21 protein-coding genes, 1 other RNA gene and 1 pseudogene are annotated in these 25,637 nt (G+C 40.3%); 6 read left to right on the forward strand and 17 right to left on the reverse strand.

Features of this window, described 5'->3' with window-relative positions; translation table 11 throughout:
- The first annotated feature begins 10 nt into the window (after positions 1–10).
- The gene (gene pflA / locus A4V03_RS11010) at positions 11–739 is read left to right on the forward strand and encodes a pyruvate formate-lyase-activating protein (protein ID WP_065538911.1); all 729 of its coding nucleotides are present in this window, start codon (positions 11–13) and stop codon (positions 737–739) included.
- Positions 740–1,016: 277 nt separating this feature from the next.
- Here pflA and A4V03_RS11015 read toward each other — a convergent pair whose 3' ends face one another.
- The 9 genes and pseudogenes from A4V03_RS11015 to A4V03_RS11055 all read right to left on the reverse strand — a co-directional run bounded on the left by A4V03_RS11015 (position 1,017) and on the right by A4V03_RS11055 (position 11,870).
- Positions 1,017–2,372: an MFS transporter gene (locus A4V03_RS11015; protein WP_065538912.1), complete on the reverse strand. Its 1,356-nt coding sequence runs from the start codon at positions 2,370–2,372 to the stop codon at positions 1,017–1,019.
- A gap of 13 nt (positions 2,373–2,385) precedes the next feature.
- Positions 2,386–3,314, reverse strand: a pseudogene (locus tag A4V03_RS11020) (glycerophosphodiester phosphodiesterase family protein).
- A gap of 12 nt (positions 3,315–3,326) precedes the next feature.
- On the reverse strand, positions 3,327–4,610 hold the full coding sequence (locus tag A4V03_RS11025; RefSeq protein WP_065538913.1) for an IPT/TIG domain-containing protein: 1,284 nt from the start codon (positions 4,608–4,610) through the stop codon (positions 3,327–3,329).
- A 26-nt stretch (positions 4,611–4,636) separates the two neighbouring features.
- On the reverse strand, positions 4,637–6,397 hold the full coding sequence (locus A4V03_RS11030; protein ID WP_065538914.1) for a SusC/RagA family TonB-linked outer membrane protein: 1,761 nt from the start codon (positions 6,395–6,397) through the stop codon (positions 4,637–4,639).
- Between the two features lie 170 nt (positions 6,398–6,567).
- Positions 6,568–8,127 (reverse strand): ATP-binding protein, encoded by a 1,560-nt coding sequence (locus tag A4V03_RS11035; RefSeq protein WP_084081140.1) that lies wholly within the window; start codon positions 8,125–8,127, stop codon positions 6,568–6,570.
- Positions 8,128–8,203: 76 nt separating this feature from the next.
- Positions 8,204–9,184 (reverse strand): FecR family protein, encoded by a 981-nt coding sequence (locus A4V03_RS11040; RefSeq protein WP_065538915.1) that lies wholly within the window; start codon positions 9,182–9,184, stop codon positions 8,204–8,206.
- Positions 9,185–9,251: 67 nt separating this feature from the next.
- A complete protein-coding gene (locus tag A4V03_RS11045; protein WP_065538916.1) occupies positions 9,252–9,848 on the reverse strand; it encodes an RNA polymerase sigma-70 factor in 597 nt (198 codons plus the stop codon).
- 168 nt (positions 9,849–10,016) lie between these two features.
- Positions 10,017–11,315 (reverse strand): porin family protein, encoded by a 1,299-nt coding sequence (locus A4V03_RS11050; RefSeq protein ID WP_065538917.1) that lies wholly within the window; start codon positions 11,313–11,315, stop codon positions 10,017–10,019.
- A 6-nt stretch (positions 11,316–11,321) separates the two neighbouring features.
- A complete protein-coding gene (locus A4V03_RS11055; protein ID WP_065538918.1) occupies positions 11,322–11,870 on the reverse strand; it encodes an RNA polymerase sigma factor in 549 nt (182 codons plus the stop codon).
- 176 nt (positions 11,871–12,046) lie between these two features.
- Here A4V03_RS11055 and A4V03_RS11060 point away from each other — a divergent pair, with 176 nt between their 5' ends.
- Positions 12,047–12,769, forward strand: coding sequence for a NigD1/NigD2 family lipoprotein (locus tag A4V03_RS11060; RefSeq protein ID WP_065538919.1), 723 nt, complete (start codon positions 12,047–12,049; stop codon positions 12,767–12,769).
- Positions 12,770–12,908: 139 nt separating this feature from the next.
- Here A4V03_RS11060 and A4V03_RS11065 read toward each other — a convergent pair whose 3' ends face one another.
- Together A4V03_RS11065 and A4V03_RS11070 are read right to left on the reverse strand one after the other, a co-directional pair.
- Complete coding sequence (locus A4V03_RS11065; RefSeq protein ID WP_065538920.1) at positions 12,909–13,598, reverse strand: MIP family channel protein; 690 nt, start codon at positions 13,596–13,598, stop codon at positions 12,909–12,911.
- Positions 13,599–13,729: 131 nt separating this feature from the next.
- Positions 13,730–14,656 carry a hydrogen peroxide-inducible genes activator gene (locus A4V03_RS11070; protein ID WP_065538921.1) on the reverse strand — a complete coding sequence of 309 codons (927 nt, stop codon included), beginning with the start codon at positions 14,654–14,656 and terminating at the stop codon, positions 13,730–13,732.
- Positions 14,657–14,793: 137 nt separating this feature from the next.
- Between A4V03_RS11070 and A4V03_RS11075 the strand changes: the two genes are divergently transcribed.
- A complete protein-coding gene (locus A4V03_RS11075) occupies positions 14,794–15,270 on the forward strand; it encodes a Dps family protein (RefSeq protein ID WP_065538922.1) in 477 nt (158 codons plus the stop codon).
- Positions 15,271–16,020: 750 nt separating this feature from the next.
- Positions 16,021–17,127: a mechanosensitive ion channel family protein gene (locus A4V03_RS11080; RefSeq protein ID WP_065538923.1), complete on the forward strand. Its 1,107-nt coding sequence runs from the start codon at positions 16,021–16,023 to the stop codon at positions 17,125–17,127.
- A 102-nt stretch (positions 17,128–17,229) separates the two neighbouring features.
- Here A4V03_RS11080 and A4V03_RS11085 read toward each other — a convergent pair whose 3' ends face one another.
- The 6 genes from A4V03_RS11085 to A4V03_RS11110 form a co-directional block, all read right to left on the reverse strand.
- Positions 17,230–18,408: a clostripain-related cysteine peptidase gene (locus A4V03_RS11085; protein WP_065540390.1), complete on the reverse strand. Its 1,179-nt coding sequence runs from the start codon at positions 18,406–18,408 to the stop codon at positions 17,230–17,232.
- A gap of 91 nt (positions 18,409–18,499) precedes the next feature.
- A complete protein-coding gene (locus A4V03_RS11090) occupies positions 18,500–18,901 on the reverse strand; it encodes a hypothetical protein (protein ID WP_065538924.1) in 402 nt (133 codons plus the stop codon).
- A gap of 77 nt (positions 18,902–18,978) precedes the next feature.
- A complete protein-coding gene (locus tag A4V03_RS11095) occupies positions 18,979–19,602 on the reverse strand; it encodes a murein L,D-transpeptidase catalytic domain-containing protein (protein WP_084081141.1) in 624 nt (207 codons plus the stop codon).
- A gap of 134 nt (positions 19,603–19,736) precedes the next feature.
- Positions 19,737–20,597: a sigma-70 family RNA polymerase sigma factor gene (locus tag A4V03_RS11100; RefSeq protein WP_002561589.1), complete on the reverse strand. Its 861-nt coding sequence runs from the start codon at positions 20,595–20,597 to the stop codon at positions 19,737–19,739.
- A 184-nt stretch (positions 20,598–20,781) separates the two neighbouring features.
- Positions 20,782–22,317, reverse strand: a complete 1,536-nt coding sequence (locus tag A4V03_RS11105) for a trypsin-like peptidase domain-containing protein (protein WP_065538925.1) — start codon at positions 22,315–22,317, stop codon at positions 20,782–20,784.
- Positions 22,318–22,634: 317 nt separating this feature from the next.
- Positions 22,635–23,615, reverse strand: a complete 981-nt coding sequence (locus A4V03_RS11110; protein ID WP_065538926.1) for a C40 family peptidase — start codon at positions 23,613–23,615, stop codon at positions 22,635–22,637.
- Between the two features lie 98 nt (positions 23,616–23,713).
- Here A4V03_RS11110 and rnpB point away from each other — a divergent pair.
- Positions 23,714–24,077, forward strand: an RNA gene (gene rnpB, locus A4V03_RS11115) — RNase P RNA component class A.
- Positions 24,078–24,099: 22 nt separating this feature from the next.
- Complete coding sequence (locus tag A4V03_RS11120) at positions 24,100–25,419, forward strand: YihY/virulence factor BrkB family protein (RefSeq protein ID WP_065538927.1); 1,320 nt, start codon at positions 24,100–24,102, stop codon at positions 25,417–25,419.
- The last annotated feature ends 218 nt before the right edge of the window (positions 25,420–25,637 follow it).

The following is a 25,637-nucleotide window of genomic DNA, read 5'->3' on the forward strand; positions in this document are numbered from 1 at the left end:
TCTACTCAATATGACGATAAACGTACATTCATACGAAAGTATGGGAACATTCGACGGGCCGGGCTTACGGCTCGTCGTTTTTCTTCAAGGATGCAATTTCCGCTGCCTATATTGCGCCAATCCCGACACTATAGCCGGAAAAGGAGGCACACCTACCCCACCGGAAGAAATCGTCCGCATGGCTATGAGCCAACGTCCTTTTTTCGGGAAACGCGGAGGAGTCACTTTCTCCGGAGGAGAACCTACGTTTCAGGCCAAAGCACTACTCCCTTTAGTGCGTGAACTGAAAGAAAAGGGAATACATGTATGCATAGACAGCAACGGCGGCATCTGGAACGAAGAAGTAGAAGAACTTTTCAAACTGACGGATCTTGTATTACTGGATATTAAAGAGTTCAATCCGGCACGCCATCAGGCACTGACCGGAAGAAGTAACGAACAGACCATCCGCACGGCAGCATGGCTGGAAGAAAACGAGAAACCTTTCTGGCTGCGTTATGTATTAGTACCCGGATACAGCGATTTCGAGGAAGACATCCGCCAACTGGGAGAAGCATTAGGAAAGTACAAGATGGTGCAACGAGTGGAAATCCTGCCTTATCATACATTAGGCGTACATAAGTATGAAGCGATGGAGCAAGAATACAAACTGAAAGACGTAAAAGAAAATACCCCCGAACAACTTGAAAAAGCCGCGGAGGTATTTAAAGAATATTTTACTACTGTGGTGGTCAATTAACCATCACAGTAATAAATAGAATAAAAATCCAATACTAGCATCGATATTCAGCTTTTTGCTTATTTCACGAGCCACTTTAAGCGAAGGTTCTCCCAAAGAAAAGTATTCTTCTGAATATTCGGCAAAAAGATTAGAAAAAAATTCCACTAACTCAAGAGCAAGGATGCGGTGCAAAAAAATACGGTTATATCAGCTTATTATGGATAATCCTAACTCCCCAGAATGGCGACTAATACCTCGAAAACAAAGACTTATATTCTAACCTAATGTACTCACTTTAATCCACTTCTTTTGATTTTGCATTCCATACCAGCAAAGCAAACAACACCGAAAGCAAAGCAGCACCAATCCAAAACCAATTGATATAGGTGAAGTCATAAACATCTACTCCATTCTGAACAGTCTTTTGCCCTTCTATCAGTATACCGCTCATCACGTCCTGCAATCCGGCACCGATATAACTGGCAATACCGACTACTCCCAATGCAGCACCCGAAGCATTACGGGGAGCAATATCCACTGCCATCAAACCACCCAGAAAACAGATCAAAACTCCGATACCTAAACCGAAAAGAAACATTGCCAACACGTCTATCCCAAAATGAGCTCCCGGAACTAAGAGAAACAAACAAAGAGCAAACACATTCATCAATCCGAAAATTAACGCAGGAACATTGCGACGTCCACCAAATAACTTATCAGAAATAACACCTGAAAACATAGTACCGATTATACCACAGACCGGACAAATAGAAATGATAAAACTGGCATCCAAAGTGGAGTAACCCTTTTGAGCTTCCAAATAAAAAACGCCCCAACTATTGATAGCATAACGACTGATATACATAAAAGCACTCGAAAGAGCCAGTATCCAAATGGCAGGCATCAGCAATACCTGACGCTGTGCTTTATTGAAATCAGCCGTTTCTGTCTCACTCATTTCCTTTTTCTGTTTGGGAACATTCACCGAAGGAAATCCCATGCTTTCGGGAGTATCATGAAAGAACTTCCAGACGATCAACGCTCCTATCAATCCCACTATACCGGCTCCGAAGAAACCATACCGCCAGCCCAACACACTGACAATTGAGGCTATTATCAGAAAAGTCAACGCTTCGCCGATATTATGGCTCGCAGACCAAAAGCCATAGTATGAACCGCGTTCCTTATCCGTAAACCAACGGGAAAGCCCTACTACACAAGAGGCTGCTCCCATAGACTGAAACCAGCCGCTAATCCCCCAAAGGATAGCGAATAGGATAAAAGAACTAGTAAAACCGAGACAAAGATTAACCAAAGCAGTTACCAATAAACCGGTAGTCATAAAACGGTTGATATTACTACGGTCGGCAAGGAAACCGTTCGTGAATTTCCCGATGGCATAGGTGAAAAACAATACGGAACCTATGATGCCTAACTCTGTTTCCGAAAAAATGCCTTCATCTACAATAGGTTTCTTTACGACATTCAGGCTAAGACGGCACACATAATACATACCGTAACCAAAAGTCGCAGAAAGGAAAGTAGACCATTTCAGAAACTTCAGACGGCGAGCATCGGATGAAGACAAAGCTTCTCCGTTACAAGGTCTCGGTGAAGAGACCTTGTAAAAATTGATTAGTTGTTTCAACATGAAGAAAGTGTGTTTAGTCGTGAAGTTTTTTAGTCTTTAAATATAATATTCAAGGAGTTCGCGCGGTCTGTCTGTTTGGATAAAGGCCATATTTTGCCGGATTATCCACCCCCAACTCTGCTCATACTTCTGTTCCTCAACAGCCTTATCATCATCATGACCACCACAGAGTTCCGGCCACATTACATTCACAAAGATTTTTGCTCCACTATCATGCACCTTTTTAATCAGTCGCAATGTCTCCTCCGAATCTTTACTAAACACTAGCTCAAAAACTAAAGGTTTCAGGTTCTTGATATAGCCATCAATAATTGACTCCGCCGCCGGATTATCTAAATTGACAACAGGCATAAAAGTCATTTTCTGAAGTACATCGCCATGTTCACTTACCACCTTTTCATAAGGGAAATCAGATTTGATAATGCACTGACTGGTAGTGCCCGTTTTTTCCAGAATTTGATAGGCTTCCTGAAAATAGTCATAGCCTTTGTCTACGTTTACAAGGATTTTACCTTTACACAAATTCATTACTTCTTCCAAGGTAGGAATGAGATGAGCAGTCTTATGTCCTGCACCGTTCTTCAGACGAAACTTCCTTAATTCTTCGAGTGTGTAATCCTGCGGTAATCCTTTTCCTGTGGTTGTACGGTCAATCTTCTTATCGTGCATCAGAATCAAATGTCCGTCTTTGGTTTTCTTCAGATCTATCTCAATCATATCTACTCCCATTTCAATGCAATTCTTAATAGCTTGTAGGGAGTTTTCGGGAGCATTACGCCAATCGGCACGATGTGAAACGACCAGAACTGACTTATCAGTAATAGTCTGAAGTGTTTTACTTACATTTTCATCCGACTGCTGCGCACATGAAACAAGCGCACATAATAGTAAGAGACAACTACATAAAATCCTATTTTTTCTCATCTTATTTTTATCTTTCATTCAGGTTGATTATTAAGGTTGTACTTGTGCTTCCTCCACTTTGCGAATAGCATGATTAGAGTAGTCGGCTATATACAATGCACCATCTGGGCCAAACTGACATCCTTCAGGATTATTAAACTCTGCCAGCGAAGCAATTCCATCCACCATGCCAGCCTTATTTTGTCCGGCATAGGTTGAAACTTCACCATCGGGAGTAATAACTCTGATACAATGATTTCCCCGATCAGCCACATAAAAATTACCTTCCTCATCTACGTCTCCTTGAGAGGGTTCGTTGAATTGGGCAGAGGTGCCTGTACCATCAGCATATCCTGTCACTCCAAAAGAACCTGCCAGCAACTTAACATCGCTAAATTCTCCAGTAGCCATATCATAACTTGCTTTGTATATCACATGATTTTTACGTGAAACAATATATGCAGTTGTTCCCGGCTTATCAAATGCAATCGTATTGATGTTTCCTTTACTCGCAGCAGCACCGGCAGCATCGGGAAGCTGAAACTTAGGAATAAAATTTGTAACATCATACTGATATATCCATGAACCGGAATGATAACCGATAAAAACCGCACCAGTTTCCGGATGCACTTTCACGGCTGTTATCCCTCCCTGATCCCAAAGAGATGTCAAGTTTTCATATTTGTCTCCGTTTTTCGTCATCGTACCAAATCCCATAGTTCCACTTGCATTATTATCATTGGCAATATACATCGTATTCTCATTCAACGAAAAGTCAATGGCACGCATTCGCTGCACCAACGTGCTTTCCGAAGCTTTCAACAATGTAGTAAGCCGGTTATCCTTTGCTACCCGAATGCATGCCATATCATCTACAGAACTAGCCCCGTCCTCAACAATATACAACGCATTGTTTTTCCCCCACACCAGATAGCGAGGTTTGGAAAGTGTAGCTACTGAAAAATCGCCATCCGCCTCTCCACTGCTTTCTCCACCTAAATAGGTAGACACAACCTGATTAGATACATAAGTAAAATTCATATCATAAATCAATATTTGCGCATTGGGTCTTTCTCCAAGTATGACTCTGACAATCCCCGAACTTGTTCCTTTCTGCACTTCAGCAGTAATGACCTCATTGGTAACTGTTTTCACCAATGCTTCCTTCCCGTTAATCGTAACTTTGACATTATTTATATCTGTACCAAAATTACTTCCGTTTAAAGTCAGTAGCGTATTTCGTCCGCCCATAACAGGAGAAAAATCAGTAACTTCCGCTTTCAAATTTTGCGGTTGATCTTCATCGTTGCAAGCATAAAATGCTATGAGTATCATAAACAATGCCACTATCGGACATTTATTTAAGCAGTTCCTAACATTTGTATAGAGATCATCTGATCTTCAATAAGGGTAGCTACCGCTACCGGATTGTTCAATTTAGATTGTCCGTAACTCGTATGGTTGTGCTCATAATTGAAATCTCCATTTTCATCACGGACAGGATAGATAGGGGCTGCACCCAATGCTAACGATAATACTCCATCGTCTCCATACCGCCCTTCTGTATTTACCAAATTATAAATATTCCGGGTTAGATTGATATTACCTCCAAATTTCCAACGATTGTAATTTACATCTACTTTGACACGAAATCCCATCTTTGTAAAATCGGAATTGATAACTATCCCTTCTTCATTTTGATAGTTTCCCGACAACATATATTTTATATTCTTATTTCCGCCACTTACGGAAAGATTGTGTTTCGTTATGAAACCTGTACGCAATACCGTATCCTGCCAATCTGTATCTACCAGTCCTTCTTCACCTCTAACGTAAGGTAGTATCTCCGGTGGAAGCATCCAACCTTGATTCTCAATCATGCTACCTGTTTTCAGATTATTCCAACGTTCTTGGTTTGTTGCGTTCGGATTATACAAATCCGCTTTTCCTGCCACTCGCAATTGGTCATAATAAGCATTGTTATGCCCGTCAAACACTAGTTGGGAGTATTCATAAGCATTGAGCACGTCTATTTTATCAGTTACTATTTGAGCGCCGGCATAGCCATTATATTTCACCACCGGCTTTCCCTCTTTTCCTTGTTTCGTTGTAATGATAACAACGCCATTGCTTCCTCTTGAACCATATATAGCAGCGGCCGAAGCGTCTTTCAAGACTTCAATAGATTCAATATCAGAGGTTTCAATAGATGCCAACGGACTTACTGTTATACCTGTAGCATCTCCTGTATCATCACTCAAAGGTACTCCGTCAATAACATACAACGGAGAACTTCCGGCAGTAACCGTGCCCACTCCACGCACTTTCACTTCAAAACCTGCACCCGGAGTTCCATTGGGCTGTGTAATTTGTACACCTGCCATACGTCCTACTAATGCCTGTTCGATACTCGTTGCCGCCACATCTGCTATATCTGATGCACGAATAGAAGAGATAGCGGTTGATACATCTCTCTTTCTCTGGACGCCATAGCCAACAACCACAACTTCATCAATCATTTTGCTGTCTTCAACCAGTGTTATTTTACTCGTATTCTGATTTTTAACAGAAAGATTGACTGTTCTGTAGCCAATATAAGAAATAATTAACGTGGCCGACTCCGGTACATTCATCAATGAATAATATCCATCAATATTAGTAATCGTCCCATTACTCTCTCCCTTTACTTGTACACTGGCATCAATAATAGGTTCTCCTTTTTCGTCAACAACAATTCCTGTTACTTTCTTTGTTTCTTGTTTTTCCTGTGATTTGCGAATCAATACAATGACATTCTCTTGCTCTTTCTTGTAGGTTAACTCCATTTTACCCAAAAGTTGTTGCATGGTTTGTTCAATCGTTGCATCTTTCACATTTAACGATACTTTTTGATTTAACTCCGGAAGGCTCTCATTATAGAAGAATTTGTAATTGCTTACTTGCTCGATTTTCTTTAACGAGGCCCTTAAAGAGATCTCTTTCACATTCACTGTTATTTGGGAATAAGCGGTGAAAGAGACGCTTAAAAACAATAGCAGACAGATAGCTTGCAGTGTTTTCCAGTTTTTACTTCTCCCTGTATTTGCTTGAGGGAGCTTTTCAAAGGTTGTTTTGTGCTTCATATATCAAAACTTTTAAGTTGTTTGATAGGTATACAGACTGCTATACTCGCTCGTCCAATCGCCTATCAGATTTTAACTCTCGTTAACTTATTCAATTCAGAGAATAAAAAAGCCATTCCTAAGTAGTGGGCTCCGGAATGGCTCTATTCTATATTTTACTCGATAAACGATTATATTACTTTGTATTCACCAATATTACGTTCTTCAGCATTAAAGGAAACTCCCACTTTTACTAGCTCACGCCCGTCTGTCCGGTAAGGTAACAAATATCCTTTTTCATCTATTTGTTTCAAAGCTTCGTCTACTGTTCCTTCCAGTTTAAACTCAAAAACATAAATACGGTCTTTCGTTTTCACCACGGCATCGGCACGACCTTTTGCGCTACGGACTTCTGCATCTACATATTGTCCCATCAACTTAAAGACGAGATAAAAGATAACCTGATAATGACGTTCGGTCTTTGTGTTCAATTCGTAGGGAATGTCGGCAAAGAATGATTTCATACGTTCCATAAAGGAATGAACGTCGCCCGACTGAAGTTCACGGACAAACTTAACTGCATTAAAATCCGTTTCATCAGAAGAGATGGGTGTATAATAAGGGATCAGGAATTTAAGAAAGCCATATTTTACCTCATCATTCGGAAAACCTAGTGTATATAGGTTCAATGATTTATCAAAGTTTTTAATGGTCAGATAACCGCTTTGGTAAATCATCGGAAGGGGATTCTTTGTCTCTGCACGGTATTCGGCAAAACCGGAACTTCCTACTTCCAAGCCATCTATCAACAAACGTAAATCATAATCACTTTGCTTCAGCAGGTCTACAAGATAGGTAGGAGTACCAGTCTGAAACCAGTAATTATCAAACATTAATCCATCAAAGACATTGAGTATACTGAAAGGATTAAATAGTCCTTCTTCGCTGTATGTAAAGTGATAGCCATCGTACATTGCTGTCATCTTATCAACTGTATCTTCAAAGGACATCTCCTGCACTTCTGCCAACCGCTCCAACTCGGGAGTAAATGTGGATACTAATTCTTTTTTAGTAATACCACAGATATTGGCGTATGGAATCTTCATGCTAATATCATTCAGTTGATTCAAATCACTGAACACACTTACTTGGGCAAATTTTGTGACTCCTGTTAGAAATATAAACCGGAGATAGCGGTCGGAACTTTTCAGAACACCATAAAAGGCTTTCAGAATACGGCGGTATTCATCCAACAAGTTCTCGTCCAAAAGGGCTTGCAGCAAGGGTTTATCATACTCGTCAACCAATACCACAACTCCTTTTCCTGTTTTCAGGCAGGCTTGCTCTATGACATAACTAAAACGTTCTTCAGGACTACGATCTTTCTTCTCATCACCGTAGATGGCTTCCCATTTCTCCAAATATTGGTTTAGCATGGCAACCAAATCTGCTACCGTCTCATATTTCTTCGCATTCAAGTCAAGATGCAGAACCGGATATTGCTCCCACTTTGTCTCTAACTTTTCAATTGCCAAGCCTTCGAAAAGGTCTTTACGACCCTGAAAGTAGGCTTCAAAAGTGGAAATTAGCAGACTTTTGCCAAAACGACGGGGACGACTCAGAAAATAAGGCACTTTAGTAGCTGCTATCTGATATATAATGGCTGTTTTATCCACATACAAACACCCCTCTGTACGCATCTTTTCAAATGTCTGTATCCCTATCGGCAATTTACGCTCCAATGTATTCATTGCATCTTCAAATTAGTGTACCACAAATATAGACGTTATTCGATGAATAAACAAAGATACTCTATGAAAGTTCCACTTATTTCTCTTTCAAGACAATCACCGAACCGTCCATTTCATAATAGAAAGGTGAAGTAAGCATCAGGATATTCAATGCATTCTGTATGCCACCTCCCGGAATGGTTCCGGTGAAATATTCATTAGGTAGTTTATTGGAGTCGAAACGAATCTCTACGTCATAGATGCGTGAAAGGGTTTTCATTATATTTTCCAAAGATTCTTTCTCGAAATAGATATTTCCTTTCGTCCATTCAATATAATCACTCGGGTGTACTTGAGTGGCTGTTATCTTATGAGTGGCTTTATTATATTCTATCTTATCGCCGGGCTTCATAATATGCGACGTTTTCTGCGCATAGACCCCTACTTTTCCTTCCAAAAGAACGACTGTTACGTCTTTGGCATCTTCATAGGCAGATACATTAAAAGAAGTACCGAGCACCTTCACTTCCAAATCCCCGACCTGCACTATAAAGGCATGTTTTTCATCATGAGCTACTTTGAAATAGGCTTCACCATTCAGTTGCACACGACGCACATTTTCTCCGAAGTTATTCAGATAGCTTAATTGTGAAGCGGAATTGAGAACGACATTCGTTCCGTCCGGCAATTCGATGGTTGCTTTATCTCCTTTATCGGCTTTTACTATAAAAGGCGCTCCCACTGTTTGCGAAGAATCTATAAGATAGTAGGTGAAGAAGGCAATACAAATGGGTAAAACGATGGCGGCAGCCCATTTCCAAGGATTCATGCGAATAGTTCTTGGTTTCTCTTTCCCCTGTGTCTCTTCTTTTCCCTGCGTCTGTTCTTTGATTCGGGCAAATAGTTTGTCACGCAGTATCGGATTAATGCCGGCATCCGATTTGGAAAATTCTTCTTCCCACCAGTTCTGTAAATGGCGGTCGTTCTTTATCCAATCGGAGAGCTCTTTTATTTCAGCATCCGTTATATTTCCATCGAAATACTTTTCAATCAGTTCTTTATAATATATTTTATCCATCTTCTTTCCTGCTTATTTACAAGTATACATTTTCATCCTATCTACTATCCAAAAACGTGTATTACAATTACATTTCATTAACAAAAAAGGCGATCAGAAGCGCAATTACCTTATCGTAATGCTTCATCAACTGCTCACGCATAAACTTCACCGCCAAAGATAATTGTGTAGCAACTGTACTTTCAGAAATTCCCATCATTTCGGCAATTTCCTTATTCGTATAGTTCTGACGCTTACTTAGGATAAATATTTTTTTTCGCTGTGCCGGCAATTCTTCCGCTAATGAGTCGATATAGTCGTTCAAGAAATGAAGATCAATATTCTCTTCTGTTTGCGAATCACGATCCACACTGCTTTTCAGTAGATATTCATTGTAAACATATTCAACGGTCTGACGCTGGTACATGTTCATCAGTAAATTTTTGGCTATCGTACAAAGAAAAGAAATAAATGAAGCGTTCGTATCGACTTTCTCACGTACTTCCCATATACGGATAAAAGTGGATTGCACCACTTCTTCAGCCATATATTGATTGCCGGAAGAAAGCCGCATAATGAAATTGTACAGTTTACCGCTGTACATATTATACAATCTTTCAAATGCTTGAAAAAAACCGTCTTTTAAATCGATTAATAAATGTTTTTCATCTGTAAAATTCACCATAGCTTAGAATTTTGCAACAAAGGTATGCAACCATAGACCATTAACAGGTGACAATATTATTAATATTTTCTCAATTATCCGATTTTTATGAGGAAAAAGATACTAATATCAGGATAGTGACGCTATCTTGAACGGATACCGTCACTATGTTCAGTAAGGTAGTTCGCATTAATAAGTCAAGCGGATACCAGCCTGTATATTGAAGTTAAACGGATTCTCTTTACGTATGGTCTGCATATCCGAACCGTCATCGAAATAATAAGCAACACCGGGTTCTACGTAGATACCCAGACGTTTCGTGGCGTTCACCTGTGCACCTACCGCACCGGATACCGAGAATTGCAGAGGTTTCACAGTTTCTTTCTCTGAACCGAGCTTTCCATAGACACATTTCTCCACCATCCCTCCACCGGAAACGTAGAGAGTGACAAGTTTCTTATCAAGGAAATTCCAGTTGGCATGCAGCGGAATACCTACATAATGCAGTTTTTGTTCTATTTGCCGATCTTCACCCGCCAGTTTCGCATCCGAAGAAAGCAATGTGTAAGTCAATCCCGTTTCGAGAGAGAATCCTTTGGTCAGCCCTTTACGAACGGACAATCCGAAAGAAATAGGTTGATGGTGCTTAATGTCGACCACCTGCTTTGTCTGACGCAGATAAGGCACTCCATCTTCAAAAACCAATGTCTGATCGTTAGGTATCTCCATCAGACCGTTGGAAACAGAAAGCATACTCACACGAGACATATAAGCATGAGAGCCAACACCGACTTCTGTGGATGCTCCGCCCGAATTTCCAACCGATAGTCCCATGGACCATGTTCCTTTTTGAGATGCCCTTTTTTCTGACGGAATATGAAGTTTGTCTTTTCCGGAAGGACGGCGTGGCCTGTTGCCCGACCGTTCGGTATCCTGTGACTGTGTAGCCTGCCCCATATTTTCACTGCCTCCCTGCTTTGCTTCATTTTTCGTCTGTTCCGTCTCACCTTTGAACATCTGATCTTCCTCAATCACAGGGTTATTTTCATTCCCTGTTACAGGTTCGTTGTTATTTTCTATTGCAGATGGGCGTGCATTTGTTTTCTGTTCTGGAAGATCCTTATCAATTTTCGCCAAACGGTCTTCACGAGCCACTGGTCGCAAGACGGGTTCTACGGAAGTGCCCTGCACATCCGGTTGTTGCACACCCGGCAACGCATCGGGTGTAGATGCCAATACCGGGGTTTTTATATGACGTATTTCATCCGCAGCCGGTGTTCCCAGAAAATATAGACTTATTGACGAAACAACGGCTAACAATATAACAGCTGCAGCAGCCATCATCCATTTTCGATAAGGATATATTTTCTTCTCCACAGGAGGCATAAGTTCTTTCTCCAGTTGTTCCCAACCGGAAGCAGGCACCGGCTCGGAATAATCCGCGAGCTTCTCCTTCAACTTATTCATCCACAATTCTTTCTCTTCCATCTCTATCTATCCATTATGCATTATCCATTCTTTTACTCTTTTTGCCAATACACTCTTCGCGCGAAATAGTTGCGAAGCCGAAGATTTTTCATTAATACCTAATTCCTGTGCGATTTCTTTATGCGATTTATCTTCGAATGTATAAAGGTTAAACACTGTACGATATCCGGCAGGTAGTTCTTCTATAAACCGCATCAACACTTTCTGTGGAATAGCTTCTACATCAGAAGCATCCGGTTCTTCATATTCTTCAGGCAACTCTTCTAATGGTGCCGACTGATTGATTACATCATTTTTCCGGAGATATTGCAAAGCTGTGTTGACCATCACCCTTTCCATCCAGGCGCGCAGGGAGCCTTCACCCCTCCAGGTGAACTTGTCGAAGGAATCGAATATCTTTAAAAAACCGTCGTGAAGCAGATCCTGGGCTGTATCACGGTCGCCGGTATAACGAAGACAGATGCCAAGCATACGTCCCGCATACTGCTCATACAGTTCTTTGCGAGCTTGGTTATTGCCTAGCCTGCATTGTTCCGACAACTCTAATTCTTCCATTCTCTTATACACGTGTTTAACTTATAAACGCAGCAAAGATAGAAATACTGCATAGAGAGAACAACTCTTTTATCACTTTTGTTTCTTTAACAGATTCAAATGCAATATTTTCTATCCTACTGCATTTTCACGATACAAAGGAACCATTTTATATAATCTAAAACTTAAATAAGTATATGAAGAAATTCAAATTCATTGCCTTTATCTTTGCTATTATGACTACAATGCCGATTCTCCAGTCATGTTTGGATGACAATGATAACCCGTCCGATCTTTTGGTTGTCAGCACCATCAATATGATTAGCCAGGACAGCAAGGAATTTTATTTCACTTTGGATGACGGGAAAAAGATGTATCCCAGCAATGCGCAAGGATGGAGTAATAAAGATTGGGTGGAAGGACAACGAGCTTTTGTGATATTCAACGAGCTGGAAGAGCCTGTGAATGGATACGACTTTAATATTCAGGTGAGAGGTATCAATCCAATCTTAACTAAAGACATCATCACAATGGGTGAAGATGACAACGAAGAAGAAAAAGTCGGAGATGACAAGATCAACACGACTTATATGTGGATCAACAAGGATAATACATATCTGACGATTGAATTCCAATATTATGGAACGCATAGTGAAGATAAAAAACATTTCCTGAATCTCGTAATCAACGACAAAGAAGAGTCTGCTCCTACTGCTGACGACAACAGTGCAGAGGACGAATATATCAATCTGGAATTCCGTCATAACAGTGAAGGTGATTATCCTCAACGCTTGGGCGAAGGATATGTATCTTTCAAACTGGATAAGATTAAAGACCGGATGGAAGGGAAAAAAGGATTAAGGATCCGTGTCAACACTTTATATGGCGGACCGAAAACTTATGAAGTAAAATTTCCCTAAGATTATAAATCTAATGTAAACGTGCAAAACACACTCTTTTTTAATATAATATATTAATTACGCAAAAGAGGGCGGTAGTTGTGAAACTGCCGCCCTCTTATCTTCTCCTTCATATAAAGAAGTTATTCTTATAAAGGAATTATTTCTTTTCTGCCTTATCTCCCAGATAATTCCAAACTGCCGCACTCAACGCAGCCCCTACAAATGGAGCAATGATGAACAGCCACAACTGCGACAACGCTTCTCCTCCCTGGAATAATGCCGGAGCAATACTACGTGCCGGGTTTACAGAAGTCCCCGTGATAGGAATACATACAATATGCACCAATACAAGAGTCAAACCGATGGCAAGCCCTGCCAGATTGCCTGCCCCCTTCTTCGAGTCGGTAGAGCCGAGCACCACTAATACAAAAATGAAAGTAAATACTGCTTCCGCAATGAATGCCTGCAACATTTCTCCATCGCCAAAACCATTGGAACCTGTAGCCGTAGGTCCGTCATGAGCACCGGTGGAAATTAAAGCAAAAAGAATAGCCGAGCCGATAATAGCTCCGATTACCTGGAAAATCATATACATACCTGCATCTTTTCCATTCATACGCCCAGTTAAGAACACTCCTAATGTAATGGCAGGATTAATGTGACATCCTGAAATACCTCCGATAGCATACGCCATCGCTACTACTGAAAGACCAAATGCTAAAGCTACGCCGACTGTTCCCACGCCAGCACCTACCGTACCAGTCACACTACCGGCAAAAACGGCACTTCCACATCCCATAAGAACGAGCACCATCGTTCCAATCATTTCTGCAATGTACTTTTTCATAACTATTAAATAATGGTTGATGCTTCAAATATAAAGAAATAACTTAAGAAAACAAAATATGCGTATCTTATTATTACTACCCTTGCAATATTTTTGAATATATGACAGGAATCATTTCAATCTCCAATTTATTATAGTAAACATTGTATGGACTGCAAAGTAAGCATTTCTTTGGGGACTGCTGCTTTTATTTCCTCTTTCAGAACACATAACAAACTGTGACGAATAAAATCTCTATTTGTCGCCAGCACCACTTGCCGCGTCGGTCGGGGGATAGCAAACGGACGTACTAATTGTCGCTGTTCTTCCGTCAATTGAGCCACTGCTAGTTCGGGAATAAAAGTGATTCCTTTTCCGCTTTCTACCATTCTCATAAAGGTTTCCATGCTTCCCAAACGATAAGCCATCTGATTAACTTTCACTGCTTCCATCTGACAGAAACGGACAAGTTGGTCACGAAAGCAATGCCCTTCGTCCAAAAGCCAAAGATGTTCGCCGGTTATATCGGAAGTACGGATTACGTCATGTTTGAACGAGGGTTCTTTCCGTGATACATAAGCATAGAATTGTTCATAAAAGAGAGTTTCTTCCGTCAAGAATGTGTCTTCTAATTTACTGGCAATAATCCCTGCATCCAAATCACCGACATGCAAAGCCTGCTGAATATCCTGTGTTTTCATTTCCGTGACACGAATATCCAGTTCGGGATACTTCTCCATCAGTTGAGGGAAAAAGCGGGGTAGCAAATAAGGAGCGATAGTTGGCAATACTCCCAAGCGGAACACGCCCGATAATGACTGCTTATCTTCACTGATGATTTCTTTTACTTGAGCTGCCTGCGCTAGAATCACACGAGCCTGGTCTATCACTTTCTGCCCGATGGGTGTCGGACAAACGGGTTGCACTGTCCTATCGAACAACTTTACACCTAATTCATCTTCCAGCTTCTGAATCATGGCACTCAAAGTGGGTTGCGTCACACGGCAATATTCGGCTGCCCGTGCGAAATGCCTGAACTGGTCTACGGCTAGTATATATTCTAATTGTTGTATCGTCATCTATCAAATCATATCAAGTCATAGATTTCATCTATGCAAAGATAGAAATTTTCAGTTTGACAACAAGTATTTTCCGCCTTATCTTTGCCGTACAGAAAAAAAGAAAACAAGTATAAATCATTAAAAACAATAAGAATATGAAGACTTTAGAATTTATCAAATTGAATGAATCGGGAGCAAACAACGTAGTAGCATCTTTGCAACAACTATTAGCAGACTTCCAAGTGTATTACACCAATCTCCGCGGTTTCCACTGGAATATCAAAGGACATGATTTCTTTGTTCTCCACAGCCAATTTGAAAAGATGTATGATGACACTGCCGAAAAGGTGGATGAAATTGCAGAACGTATCTTAATGTTAGGCAGCACTCCTGCCAATAAATTCAGCGATTATTTGAAAGTAGCGAATATCAGTGAAGTAGATAAGGTGAGCAACGGTGAACAGGCACTGAACAATATCCTTCAGAGTATCAGTTATCTGATTGGTGAAGAACGTAAAATCTTGCCTATCGCCTCTCAAGCCGGAGATGAAGTAACCGTTTCGATGATGAGCGATTATCTGAAAGAACAGGAAAAACTAGTTTGGATGCTGACGGTTTATAATAGCAAATAATTAAGTTATATGGTTTAGGTTTAAAAAAGGTCCACTGCTTCTCTTATTCTTTTTCACTCTACTAGAGAACTAAAAAGTGAAAATTTGCTGTCACCTGTCACACATTCACACTTAAACCACTGATTACAAACTATTAAAAAGGTGACAGCAACATGTGACAGCACAGTGACAGTAATTTTGCTGTCACTTTTTCTCCTACGATTCTCTCTTCTCTCTGTACAATCTTCTCTCTTTACATTTGTTTCATGCCTTTAAACAATTAGTTTCAAGGCTTGAAACTAGAGTTTCATCGGTAAGAAACTAAAGTTCCACCCGTTTGAAACTTTAGTTCCAATTGCTTGAAACCAATGGTTTCTTACCGATGAAACTACAGTTTCTCTTTGTTGAAACTAAAGTTTCAAACAAAGGAAACTAACTTGGAACTTACTTCTAAAAAAAGAAAGCAAGGAAAGGTGTGACAGCAAAAGGTATTGAGAGATTACAGTCCTGCATTTCCAAATCACAAAGGTTAAAACACTGACACACAATAGAGTGAATTTATATTAATTATTCTTTTTATTTTCTTATTTACAGAGAAAGGCAGAGGAACTTTTAATTTTCCATTTGTTTTGTATTATATTAAAACGGAAAAGACCGGTTCATTTATTCCACTAATACAGTATTAATATTAAATTAGAATGTATGAGAGAATTGAATATAGAAACTAAGTCAAAATAATTATCATAATGTACAACTTAAATCAATTCGAATATGTTAGAAAATGAAATTTGGGGAAATTCCATCCAGAATTGGATAATTTCCATACTTATTATTGTTGCCGCGATTGTTATTGTAAAGTTGATTACGCTATTAAGCAAAAAAGTACTCAAACCATTAACAGATCGGACCAAGAATCAACTGGATAATATTATCTTTTATTCTCTCGAACCGCCTGTTAAGTTTGCAATTATTCTGTTGGGTATCTGGATAGCTATTCATCGGTTGGTGTATCCGGACAGCTTTGTGAAAGTAGTAGACAACATTTACCGTATTCTGATTGTACTGGATATTACTTGGGTATTCGCCCGTCTATTCAGCGGTTTACTTCAGGTATACTGGGGACGTCGCTCTAACGGTCAGAATAATAAAATGCTGCCGATTATAAAAAGGACAATTCTAGTTGTTGTCTGGATTATCGGTCTTGTGATGGCATTGAGTAATGTCGGAGTAGATATCAGTGCATTATTAGGAACCCTGGGTATTGGTGGTATTGCATTCGCTTTGGCAGCACAAGACACGGTAAAGAATATATTCGGTGCCTTCACCCTTCTGACAGACAAGCCTTTCAATATCGGAGATACTATTCGTTTCGACAGTATCGAAGGAACAGTGGTCGATATAGGTATTCGGAGCACAAGGATTATGAACGATGATAAACGTATCATCACAATCCCGAATTTTAAGATTACCGACTCTGCTATCACCAACATCTCTTCCGAACCGATGCGACGAGTCGTTCTGAATCTCAGATTGACGTATGACACAACTGCCGAAAAGATGAATGAAGCTTTGAAAATTTTAAAAGCTCTTCCACAAAAAGTGGAAAATGTTTCTTCCAGTCCATCAAATGTGGTTGCCCTCTTTACTGAATATTCAGACTCTGCACTAGGCATCAAGTATATCTACTACATTGAGAAGCAAGGGGATATATCAGGAGTAACTTCAAATATGAATATGGAGATTCTGGATTCTTTCAATAAGGCAGGAATTGAGTTTGTTTCTCCGACACGTACCATTTATCTTCAAAAAGATGAATCGGAAAATGAAACCAAAGATAATGATAAAGCTTCAGAAGCTAAAGTTGACTCATTGAAATAAGAATCATCATCCGCTAACTTCTTCGTTTCTGAAGAAGTTAGCCCATCCTCCTCCCTAAATTCTCCATGTTTGATAGGTATCCGCTTAGAATAAAAACGTTTATCACCAACCTGTCTCATTCCATCCGGCAGCAGAATACCATTGTAGAGTCCTAAAATAATCATTCCAGTTTGAATATCTATCATCCGGTATATAACATCCAATACCTGAATATATATCAGGGTCTATATTAACTAATTTATAATCATCAACATAATCCTTATATATAACTGTCCTATCTAATTGCTCTTCAAAATCAGAAGGAATATTATCATCAGTCAATTCACGTATAAAAGCTCGAAAATCATAAGTTGAATGATCCAGAGGAGATCTCCCATAACCATAATGAGTTTGGAAATAATTTATTCTATTATTATCAAACTTAACCAAATTATCCTGATACTGTTCCATAAGCGAATAAGTAATATTCGTCAATGCTGGCATTTCATCCGTTTTTATCACTGCAATAGTAGCCCACGAATAATCATATTCATTTTTATAGTAATCAATAAAGTCCTTTGCAACATTTATAACATTCTGTTCTGTGTTATCGACAGACAGTAAATGTTTCGTCATCTTAAAATAAGGAAAGCCTGCACTCATTACCTCTGCAGGAGAAAGAATTAAATAATCAGCAGCATTTCTCAATTCATAAGCAACCTCAACTTGCGACATCAAACAAGCATCAAATAGTATATAATCGAAATGAATACCTGATTGCTTCAAAGCAACCGATAAATCAGGAATATTAATTTTTGCTCCTCTGTCGTCTCCAAAAGAACGACTTTTTTTATGATCCACAGGCAACCACCCTGTTGCATGAGAACCCAGAATCAGACTATACTTTTCAGCCGGACAATAAACTTCCACATCCTTCAGAACCTTATTTAGAACTTCATTCGATACAGAATTCTGACCACTATAGGTTTTTATTATCTCTCTTTTACCTACTTTCCCCTTACCATCTACTTCATATTTAAATAAAGTCGGATCAGGGAATTCGCTTTTCCGGCTCCCACCGTCCCAATAGATAACAAATGTACCAGGAGATGCAGCCTTGGCCAACCCCTCCTCTACCGACGCTATATTACTATATATATCACCACTTATACTATTATCGGCAACAAGATACATTAAAACTGTTTTCACTGTTACAGGAACAGGAGTGTCTTCTTCATCGTGACAAGCTGCCACCAACATTACAACACAGAACAAGAGTGATAATATTTTAATCTTTTTCATAATCTTCCTCATTAAGAACAGGGACAAAGATAAAAAAATAAGAGATGCAAACCTGCATCTCTTATTATATTAACAATTAAGTTATTGCTTATTACTCTTCCGGTTTCGTAAAGCGGAAGTTATCTGAATCAATCCGCGATACTGTCATTCTATTATTCTTCTTATATTTATTCAGAATCTTCGTTGCTTCTTTTTCCAACTTCTTTCTGTTTTCCGAGAAGTAGATCATACATGTACTATTCTCCTGCAACTGGTTATCCTCCAGATAATTCTTCAACTGATAACTATATAATTCACGATGAGCCAAAAACCCTTCTTTGCTAACCTTCGCACTATCTAATATCTGAATATCCGTGAAATAGACTACCGTATCCGTAAATGAAGCAGAAATTCCAAAAGCATAAACCGGTTTAGAATGGTCTTTTTTCAAAGAAAAAGCGGAGCACATGGTAAACACAAGTGCAATTGCAAATAGTATTTTTACGTATTTCATATCATATAATTTTTAACTTCGCAAAGGTAACAAAAAAGAGGAGACTACCTCGATTTATCTCAAATAAATAGCATTTCTTAATCATAAATCCATAACAATACAGGTTTCTTTTCTGCCTTGAGCAGCCTGTCAACCTTCCTCATCACCTCATCAGATATCACAGGACACCCTTGACTGATTCCTAATGGAAGATGCAAAGGATACACCTCCGTTTCCGGCATCGGAGTATAAGAATGTAACACGATATACCGTTTGAAAGCATTGTTATTCGTTGCTTCCAATCCATGCAATTTATAATGAACATTAATCCCCCACTTGCTATACGACCGTATCCCTACTTTATATTTTCCTAAAGAAGAGCAATAGCTACCTTCCACATTACTGAATACAGGCTTGGACAGCGTACTGTTTTTCCCGTATCCATGTGCACAAAGACTTGCATACTTCACAGAATCTCCCTTGAAATCCCATACAAAGAAACGCCTTTTACCAGAATGAATACTGAAATCTACCAGAAAGCAATAATTTGTATTATACCCGTTCTTATCACAATAAGCCTTTCCTGCCTGCGCTTTTTCACGCAAACGTTGCTCTATTCTAACAGGCACCGTGTCAGAAGACAATGTCGCATATCTTGCGTATGCCACCACCCCTGCTCCCAAAACAACCAGAACAAATGATATTAAAACAGATTTCTTCATAAAACTCACATAGCACAAGATTAAATTATAGAATGGGACTTATATAAAAAGTCGCATAAGTACATTCTTCTACATGAAAAGTGCGACTTATGCGACTGAAATTCTTTTTTCTTTCAGAAACTGATATTTCTTACTTATCCCAAGTAAGATTTGAGCAATTTACTACGATTACTTTGTCTAAGTCTTCTAATTGCTTTTTCCTTAATCTGACGAACGCGCTCACGTGTGAGGCCAAATTTATCGCCGATTTCTTCTAATGTCATTTCTTGTTGTCCGATACCGAAAAACATCTGAATGATTTCTTTTTCTCTATCGGTTAACGTAGAAAGAGCTCTATCAATTTCCCTCGCAAGAGACTCATTAACCAGAGAGCGGTCAGCCATTGGCGAATCATCGTTCACCAACACATCCAACAGGCTGTTATCCTCTCCTTCCACAAAAGGCGCATCCACCGAAATATGACGGCCGGACACCTTCAGCGTATCAGAGATTTTATCAACCGGAATTTCCAGTTCGTCTGCCAATTCCTCGGGAGACGGACGCCGCTCGTTTTCCTGTTCAAATTTCGAGAAGGCTTTGCTGATCTTATTCAACGAACCTACCTGATTCAACGGGAGACGAACAATACGCGACTGCTCTGCCAATGCTTGCAGAATAGACTGGCGAATCCACCATACAGCGTAGCTAATGAACTTAAATCCACGTGTCTCATCAAATTTCTCGGCAGCCTTAATCAGTCCTAAATTGCCTTCATTAATCAAGTCAGGCAAACTCAAACCCTGGTTTTGGTACTGTTTAGCCACAGATACGACGAAACGAAGATTGGCACGTGTCAATTTCTCCAATGCCACACGGTCACCCTTACGAATGCGTTGAGCGAGTTCCACTTCTTCCTCGACAGTAATCAGGTCCTCACGACCGATTTCCTGCAAATACTTATCAAGAGAAGCGCTCTCTCTGTTAGTGATACTTTTGGTAATCTTTAGTTGTCTCATTCTTTTAAAACAGATTTGGAGTGCAAATTTACGACAAATAATTTGTTAACATACAAAATTTAAGTAACTTTTACACTATATTTTTCAACTAATAAAACAAAAAGAGATGCCGACAAGTTGATTGTCGGCATCCTTTTTCTATTTCATTAGCTTATCCTGTAATCTTCTTACCTTATTTTATATATTACTCTTGAGTAAGATCGACAGCGAAGTATCCGCGTTTACCAGATGGGAACACACCGGTCAGGAACAATACCTGATTCGGAGACTTAACGGCAGCTTTCATCACCTCTTCCAAATCGCTGACTTTGCGCATCGGCTGGTCGTTAGCTTTGAGGATAATGAAACCTTTACGAACTCCTGCATCTGACATCTTACCGGAAGACACTCCTGTCACTTGCAAACCGTAACCTAAATTCAATTGTTTCTTCAAATCATCCGGCAACTCTTTGAAAGCAGCTCCCAGGATTTCCATGCCTGCATCCTTCACGATCTTGGTAGTACCTTGTTCGTTCTTCAACGTCACTTCAACGGTCTTTTCTTTCTTATCGCGCATCAGTTTCACTTTCACCTTATCACCCGGACGATGTTTCGCAAGAGCCTCTTGCAAGTCGGCCATATTGGATACTTTCTTATTATCCACACCGATAATTACATCGTCCACTTTGATGTCAGCTCCTGCAGCAGAACCATTCTCTACGATTTCAGAAACCCATACTCCTTCTACAACACCCAGTTCTTTAGCTTTATCTGCCAGTGTCTTACCGGATTTATCAATCGGTTGACGGTCGTCCATCAAACTGCTACCGATAGAACCACCACGAATACCAAGCAATGCACGTTGTACTGTTCCGTATTGTTTCAGGTCGGTAATTACTTTCGTCATAATGCTGGTCGGGATAGCGAAACCGTATCCTGCATAAGCACCTGTCGGAGAAGAAAGCACCGAATTGATACCTATCAGTTCACCTTTGGCATTTACCAGCGCACCACCACTATTTCCTTGATTGATAGCAGCATCCGTTTGGATGAATGATTCTATACCACCATTATATACTCCCAACGAACGGGCTTTTGCACTTACGATACCGGCAGTTACAGTAGAATTCAGATTGAACGGGTTACCTACTGCCAATACCCACTCTCCTACCCTCAACGCTTCGGAGTCTCCTACCGGAATAGTCGGGAAATCATCACCTTCTATTTTCACCAATGCAAGGTCGGTGCTGGGGTCGGTACCAATCACGCGTCCTTTAAACTCACGGTTGTCATTCAGTTTCACACTGATTTCATCCGCCCCTTCAATCACGTGATTATTCGTTACGATATATCCATCCTTCGAGATGATCACTCCCGAACCAAAACCTACACGAGGTTGAGACTGTATCTGACGCTGCTGTCCGCGTCCATCACCAAAAAAGAAATCGAAGATGTCCGGCGCTTGCTGAACTGTTCTTGTTTTAGCTTCTTGAGTAGACCTTATATGTACGACAGCATGAAGCGAATTCTCCGCAGCCTGAGTCAGGTCAACAGGTTGAGCGTTCACAGCGTCAAAAGCAGCCAATTTGACATTGGGATTCTGCTTGAACATCTCATTGAAAGATGTCTCTTTCGCAGCTTCGTTAGATTGCAACAATTTGTAAGTTGTCAATCCTGCAACTCCTGAGCTAAGAAGAATGATTGCTCCTACTCCCAGAATGTTCTTTGTTGTCTGTTTCATGATTTATAATTCTTTAAATTGTTAATATTCGACATTGTTTTAACTTTTACGACGTTAAAATAATAACAAATATCGTTCACTTATTCCACTTGTCACTTTTTTTTGTCCACTTTTAACAGAGAATATTTAGAGCTTAACAGCGGTTAACGACAGCACCTGACAAATTTACATTCGTTGTATGTCAGATGGCATTAACACTCTGACATTCATTCAGTAAAGTCAGAAAAAGCCCACTAGCCCTGAACCCCAAGCTGCCAAAGTCTCTGTTTTCAAAAAATCGCTTCTATTCTGCATGCTTTAATAGATGATAGGTGAAATCATTTATAATAAGGATTATTATCCGTAGTATTCATCCCCTTCTCCTTATTAATATAAGGTAGGAAGCGAACGGCAAAAAGCAGACGTTTCGTGTTGAACTCGTCATAGTTCTTATCCACAGAGTTCATACTACTGATGTGCACATCGCCCAAAGCGTGGATAAACTGCTTATTACCAAGATAAATACCAACGTGAGAGATTCCTTCTTTACGCTCCGGAGTCGCTTTACGACCGAAAAACACTAAATCCCCCCGTTGTACATTGGCAAAATCAGGAGCAATCTCAATATGTTCCCCCACATAAGCCTGTTGAGACGCATCTCTCGGAATAATAATATCATGCATAAAAAGCACGGTACGTACCAAGCCGCTACAATCTACTCCTTTGGAAGAGGTTCCTGCCCACAGATAAGGAACTCCCATCATCGAATAAGCAGTCGCAATGATACTTTCAACATCTTGTTTCAATGAAGCCCTCCATTTTGTTTCTGGTTGAGAAATAGATTTAGAGATGTACGCTTTCCGACCGTCGGGATAAGATACTTTGTAGAAACGCCCTTTGCTTCCCTCCCACTTCAGACGATTGCCTGCAACCACGTCGGACACAGGTTGAGAACTTTCATCCGGTTTTTCATACGCCAATCCGTAGTGCGAAGTAACCACTATCTTTTCCGCCCGGTTCCACTCATCATAACGTTCCTTCGACATGGGGGTAATCACCATCCGGTGTACCCATCCGGTATAATCATCCGGTGTTTGTATCTCGTACCAACCGGTATATTGAAGCACTTTGACCGGCATCCCCAATAATGCCTGTGTACTCATGCCGGAAGTAAATTTGCCTTCTTCGCGCAAATTACAAACAGAGATATGCACTACCCCATAAGCAGAATCGGCAGGCATGGGACGTATTTCCTGTGCTTTCAAGCCGACTGCCGCAATCACCAGAAAACAATAGAAAAGGAGGATATTCTTCTTCATTAAAATTCATTTTAATAATAGCAAAAGTAGAAATTATTTCTATTTGTGGTACTTTCTTTGGCTAAAATAAAATAAATGACGTATTTTTGCAGCCTAAAGCAGTTGGCCGGTCTGTCGCGTGCATGTTTCGTGCAGGAGGAAAGTCCGGGCAACATAGAGCATCCTACTTCCTAACAGAAAGCTGTCCGTGAGGGTAGAGTAACGTAGAAGAAAATAACCGCCGCTCCTTTCGGGGAGAGGTAAGGGTGAGAAGGTGGGGTAAGAGCCCACCAGCCGCATGGTGACATGTCGGGCTGTACGTCTTAGGAGTTGTAAGGTCATGTAAACCGGCGTTATGAGAGTTGCTCGCTCCATGTCGGAGGGTAGACCGCTAAAGTGTCGTGGTGACACGCCACTCAGATAAATGACAGACACCTTATTTTATATAAGGTACAGAACTCGGCTTATAGGCTGACTGCTTTTTCTTTTAATTATCCGTTGAACTATGAAGAAGAAAATCACCGATATATGGAAGTTTCTTACGTATGACATCTGGCGCATTACGGAAGATGAAGTGACCCAGACCAAGTTCTCACTCTACAATATTATAAAAACCATCTACCTTTGTATCAACCGGTTTACCAAAGACCGGATGACTAATAAAGCTTCCGCACTGACATATAGCACATTGCTCGCCATTGTACCGATACTTGCCATCCTATTTGCCGTGGCACGCGGTTTTGGATTCGACAACCTGATGGAGCATCAGTTCCGCAATGGGTTCGGAGGAAACATAGAAACCACAGAGACCATTCTCTCCTTCGTCAACTCCTATCTTTCACAAACCAAAGGAGGTATTTTCATTGGAGTTGGTTTGGTCATGTTGTTATGGACGGTTATCAATCTGGTCAGCAATATTGAAATCACCTTCAACCGTATTTGGGAAGTGAAAAAAGCGCGGTCCATGTATCGCAAGATTACGGATTACTTCTCAATGTTCCTGTTGATGCCGATTCTAATCGTAGTGTCCGGAGGGCTTTCCCTGTTTATGAGTACCATTCTCAAACAGATGGATGATTTCGTCCTGCTTGCTCCTATTATGAAATTCATGATACGGCTTATCCCTTTCGTCCTGACATGGCTGATGTTCACAGGGCTGTATATCTTCATGCCGAATACGAAAGTAAAATTCAAACACGCGCTCATTGCAGGTATTCTGGCAGGGTCTGCTTATCAGGCTTTTCAGTTCCTGTATATCAACAGCCAGTTGTGGGTGTCAAAGTACAACGCCATTTACGGTAGTTTTGCCGCACTTCCTTTATTTCTGCTTTGGCTGCAAATATCCTGGACAATCTGTTTGTTCGGAGCCGAATTGACGTATGCCGGGCAGAACATCCGCAGTTTTAGTTTTGACCAGGACACCCGGAATATCAGCAGACGATACCGGGACTTTATATCCATCCTGATTATGTCACTCATAGCCAAGCGGTTCAAGAAGAACGAGCCACCTTATACAGCTGCAAAAATCTCGGAAGAACATCAGATCCCCATCCGGCTGACCAACCAAGTGCTTTATCAGTTGCAGGAAATAGAATTGATTCACGAGGTAGTCACCGATGAAAAAAGCGAAGAAATCGGCTATCAGCCATCAATGGATATCAATCAATTGAATGTAGCCATCTTATTGGATCGTTTGGATACATACGGATCCGAGAATTTCAAAATTGATAAAGACGAAGAATTCAACGACGAATGGAAAGTGCTGACCGAATCCAGAGAAGAATACTATAAAAAAGCAAGTAAAGTATTACTGAAAGATTTATAAGGAAAAGGAAGGTAAGCAATGCAACGATCTCGAAAATCAGACTTGACAACCTGATATTCTTATCTAAACACATTTTTGGTTTTAAAGAAACAGGCTGTTTCTTTAAAAGGGAAGAGGCTGTCTAAAAAATCGTTAGTAACTCTAACTCCCCTCCTTTGGGAAGGAGGAGAATGAGGATAGAACCGACTTTTTAAACGTAATCATTCTATTTTCCGCCA

It is taken from the genome of Bacteroides caecimuris (assembly GCF_001688725.2).
Taxonomy (GTDB): domain Bacteria; phylum Bacteroidota; class Bacteroidia; order Bacteroidales; family Bacteroidaceae; genus Bacteroides; species Bacteroides caecimuris.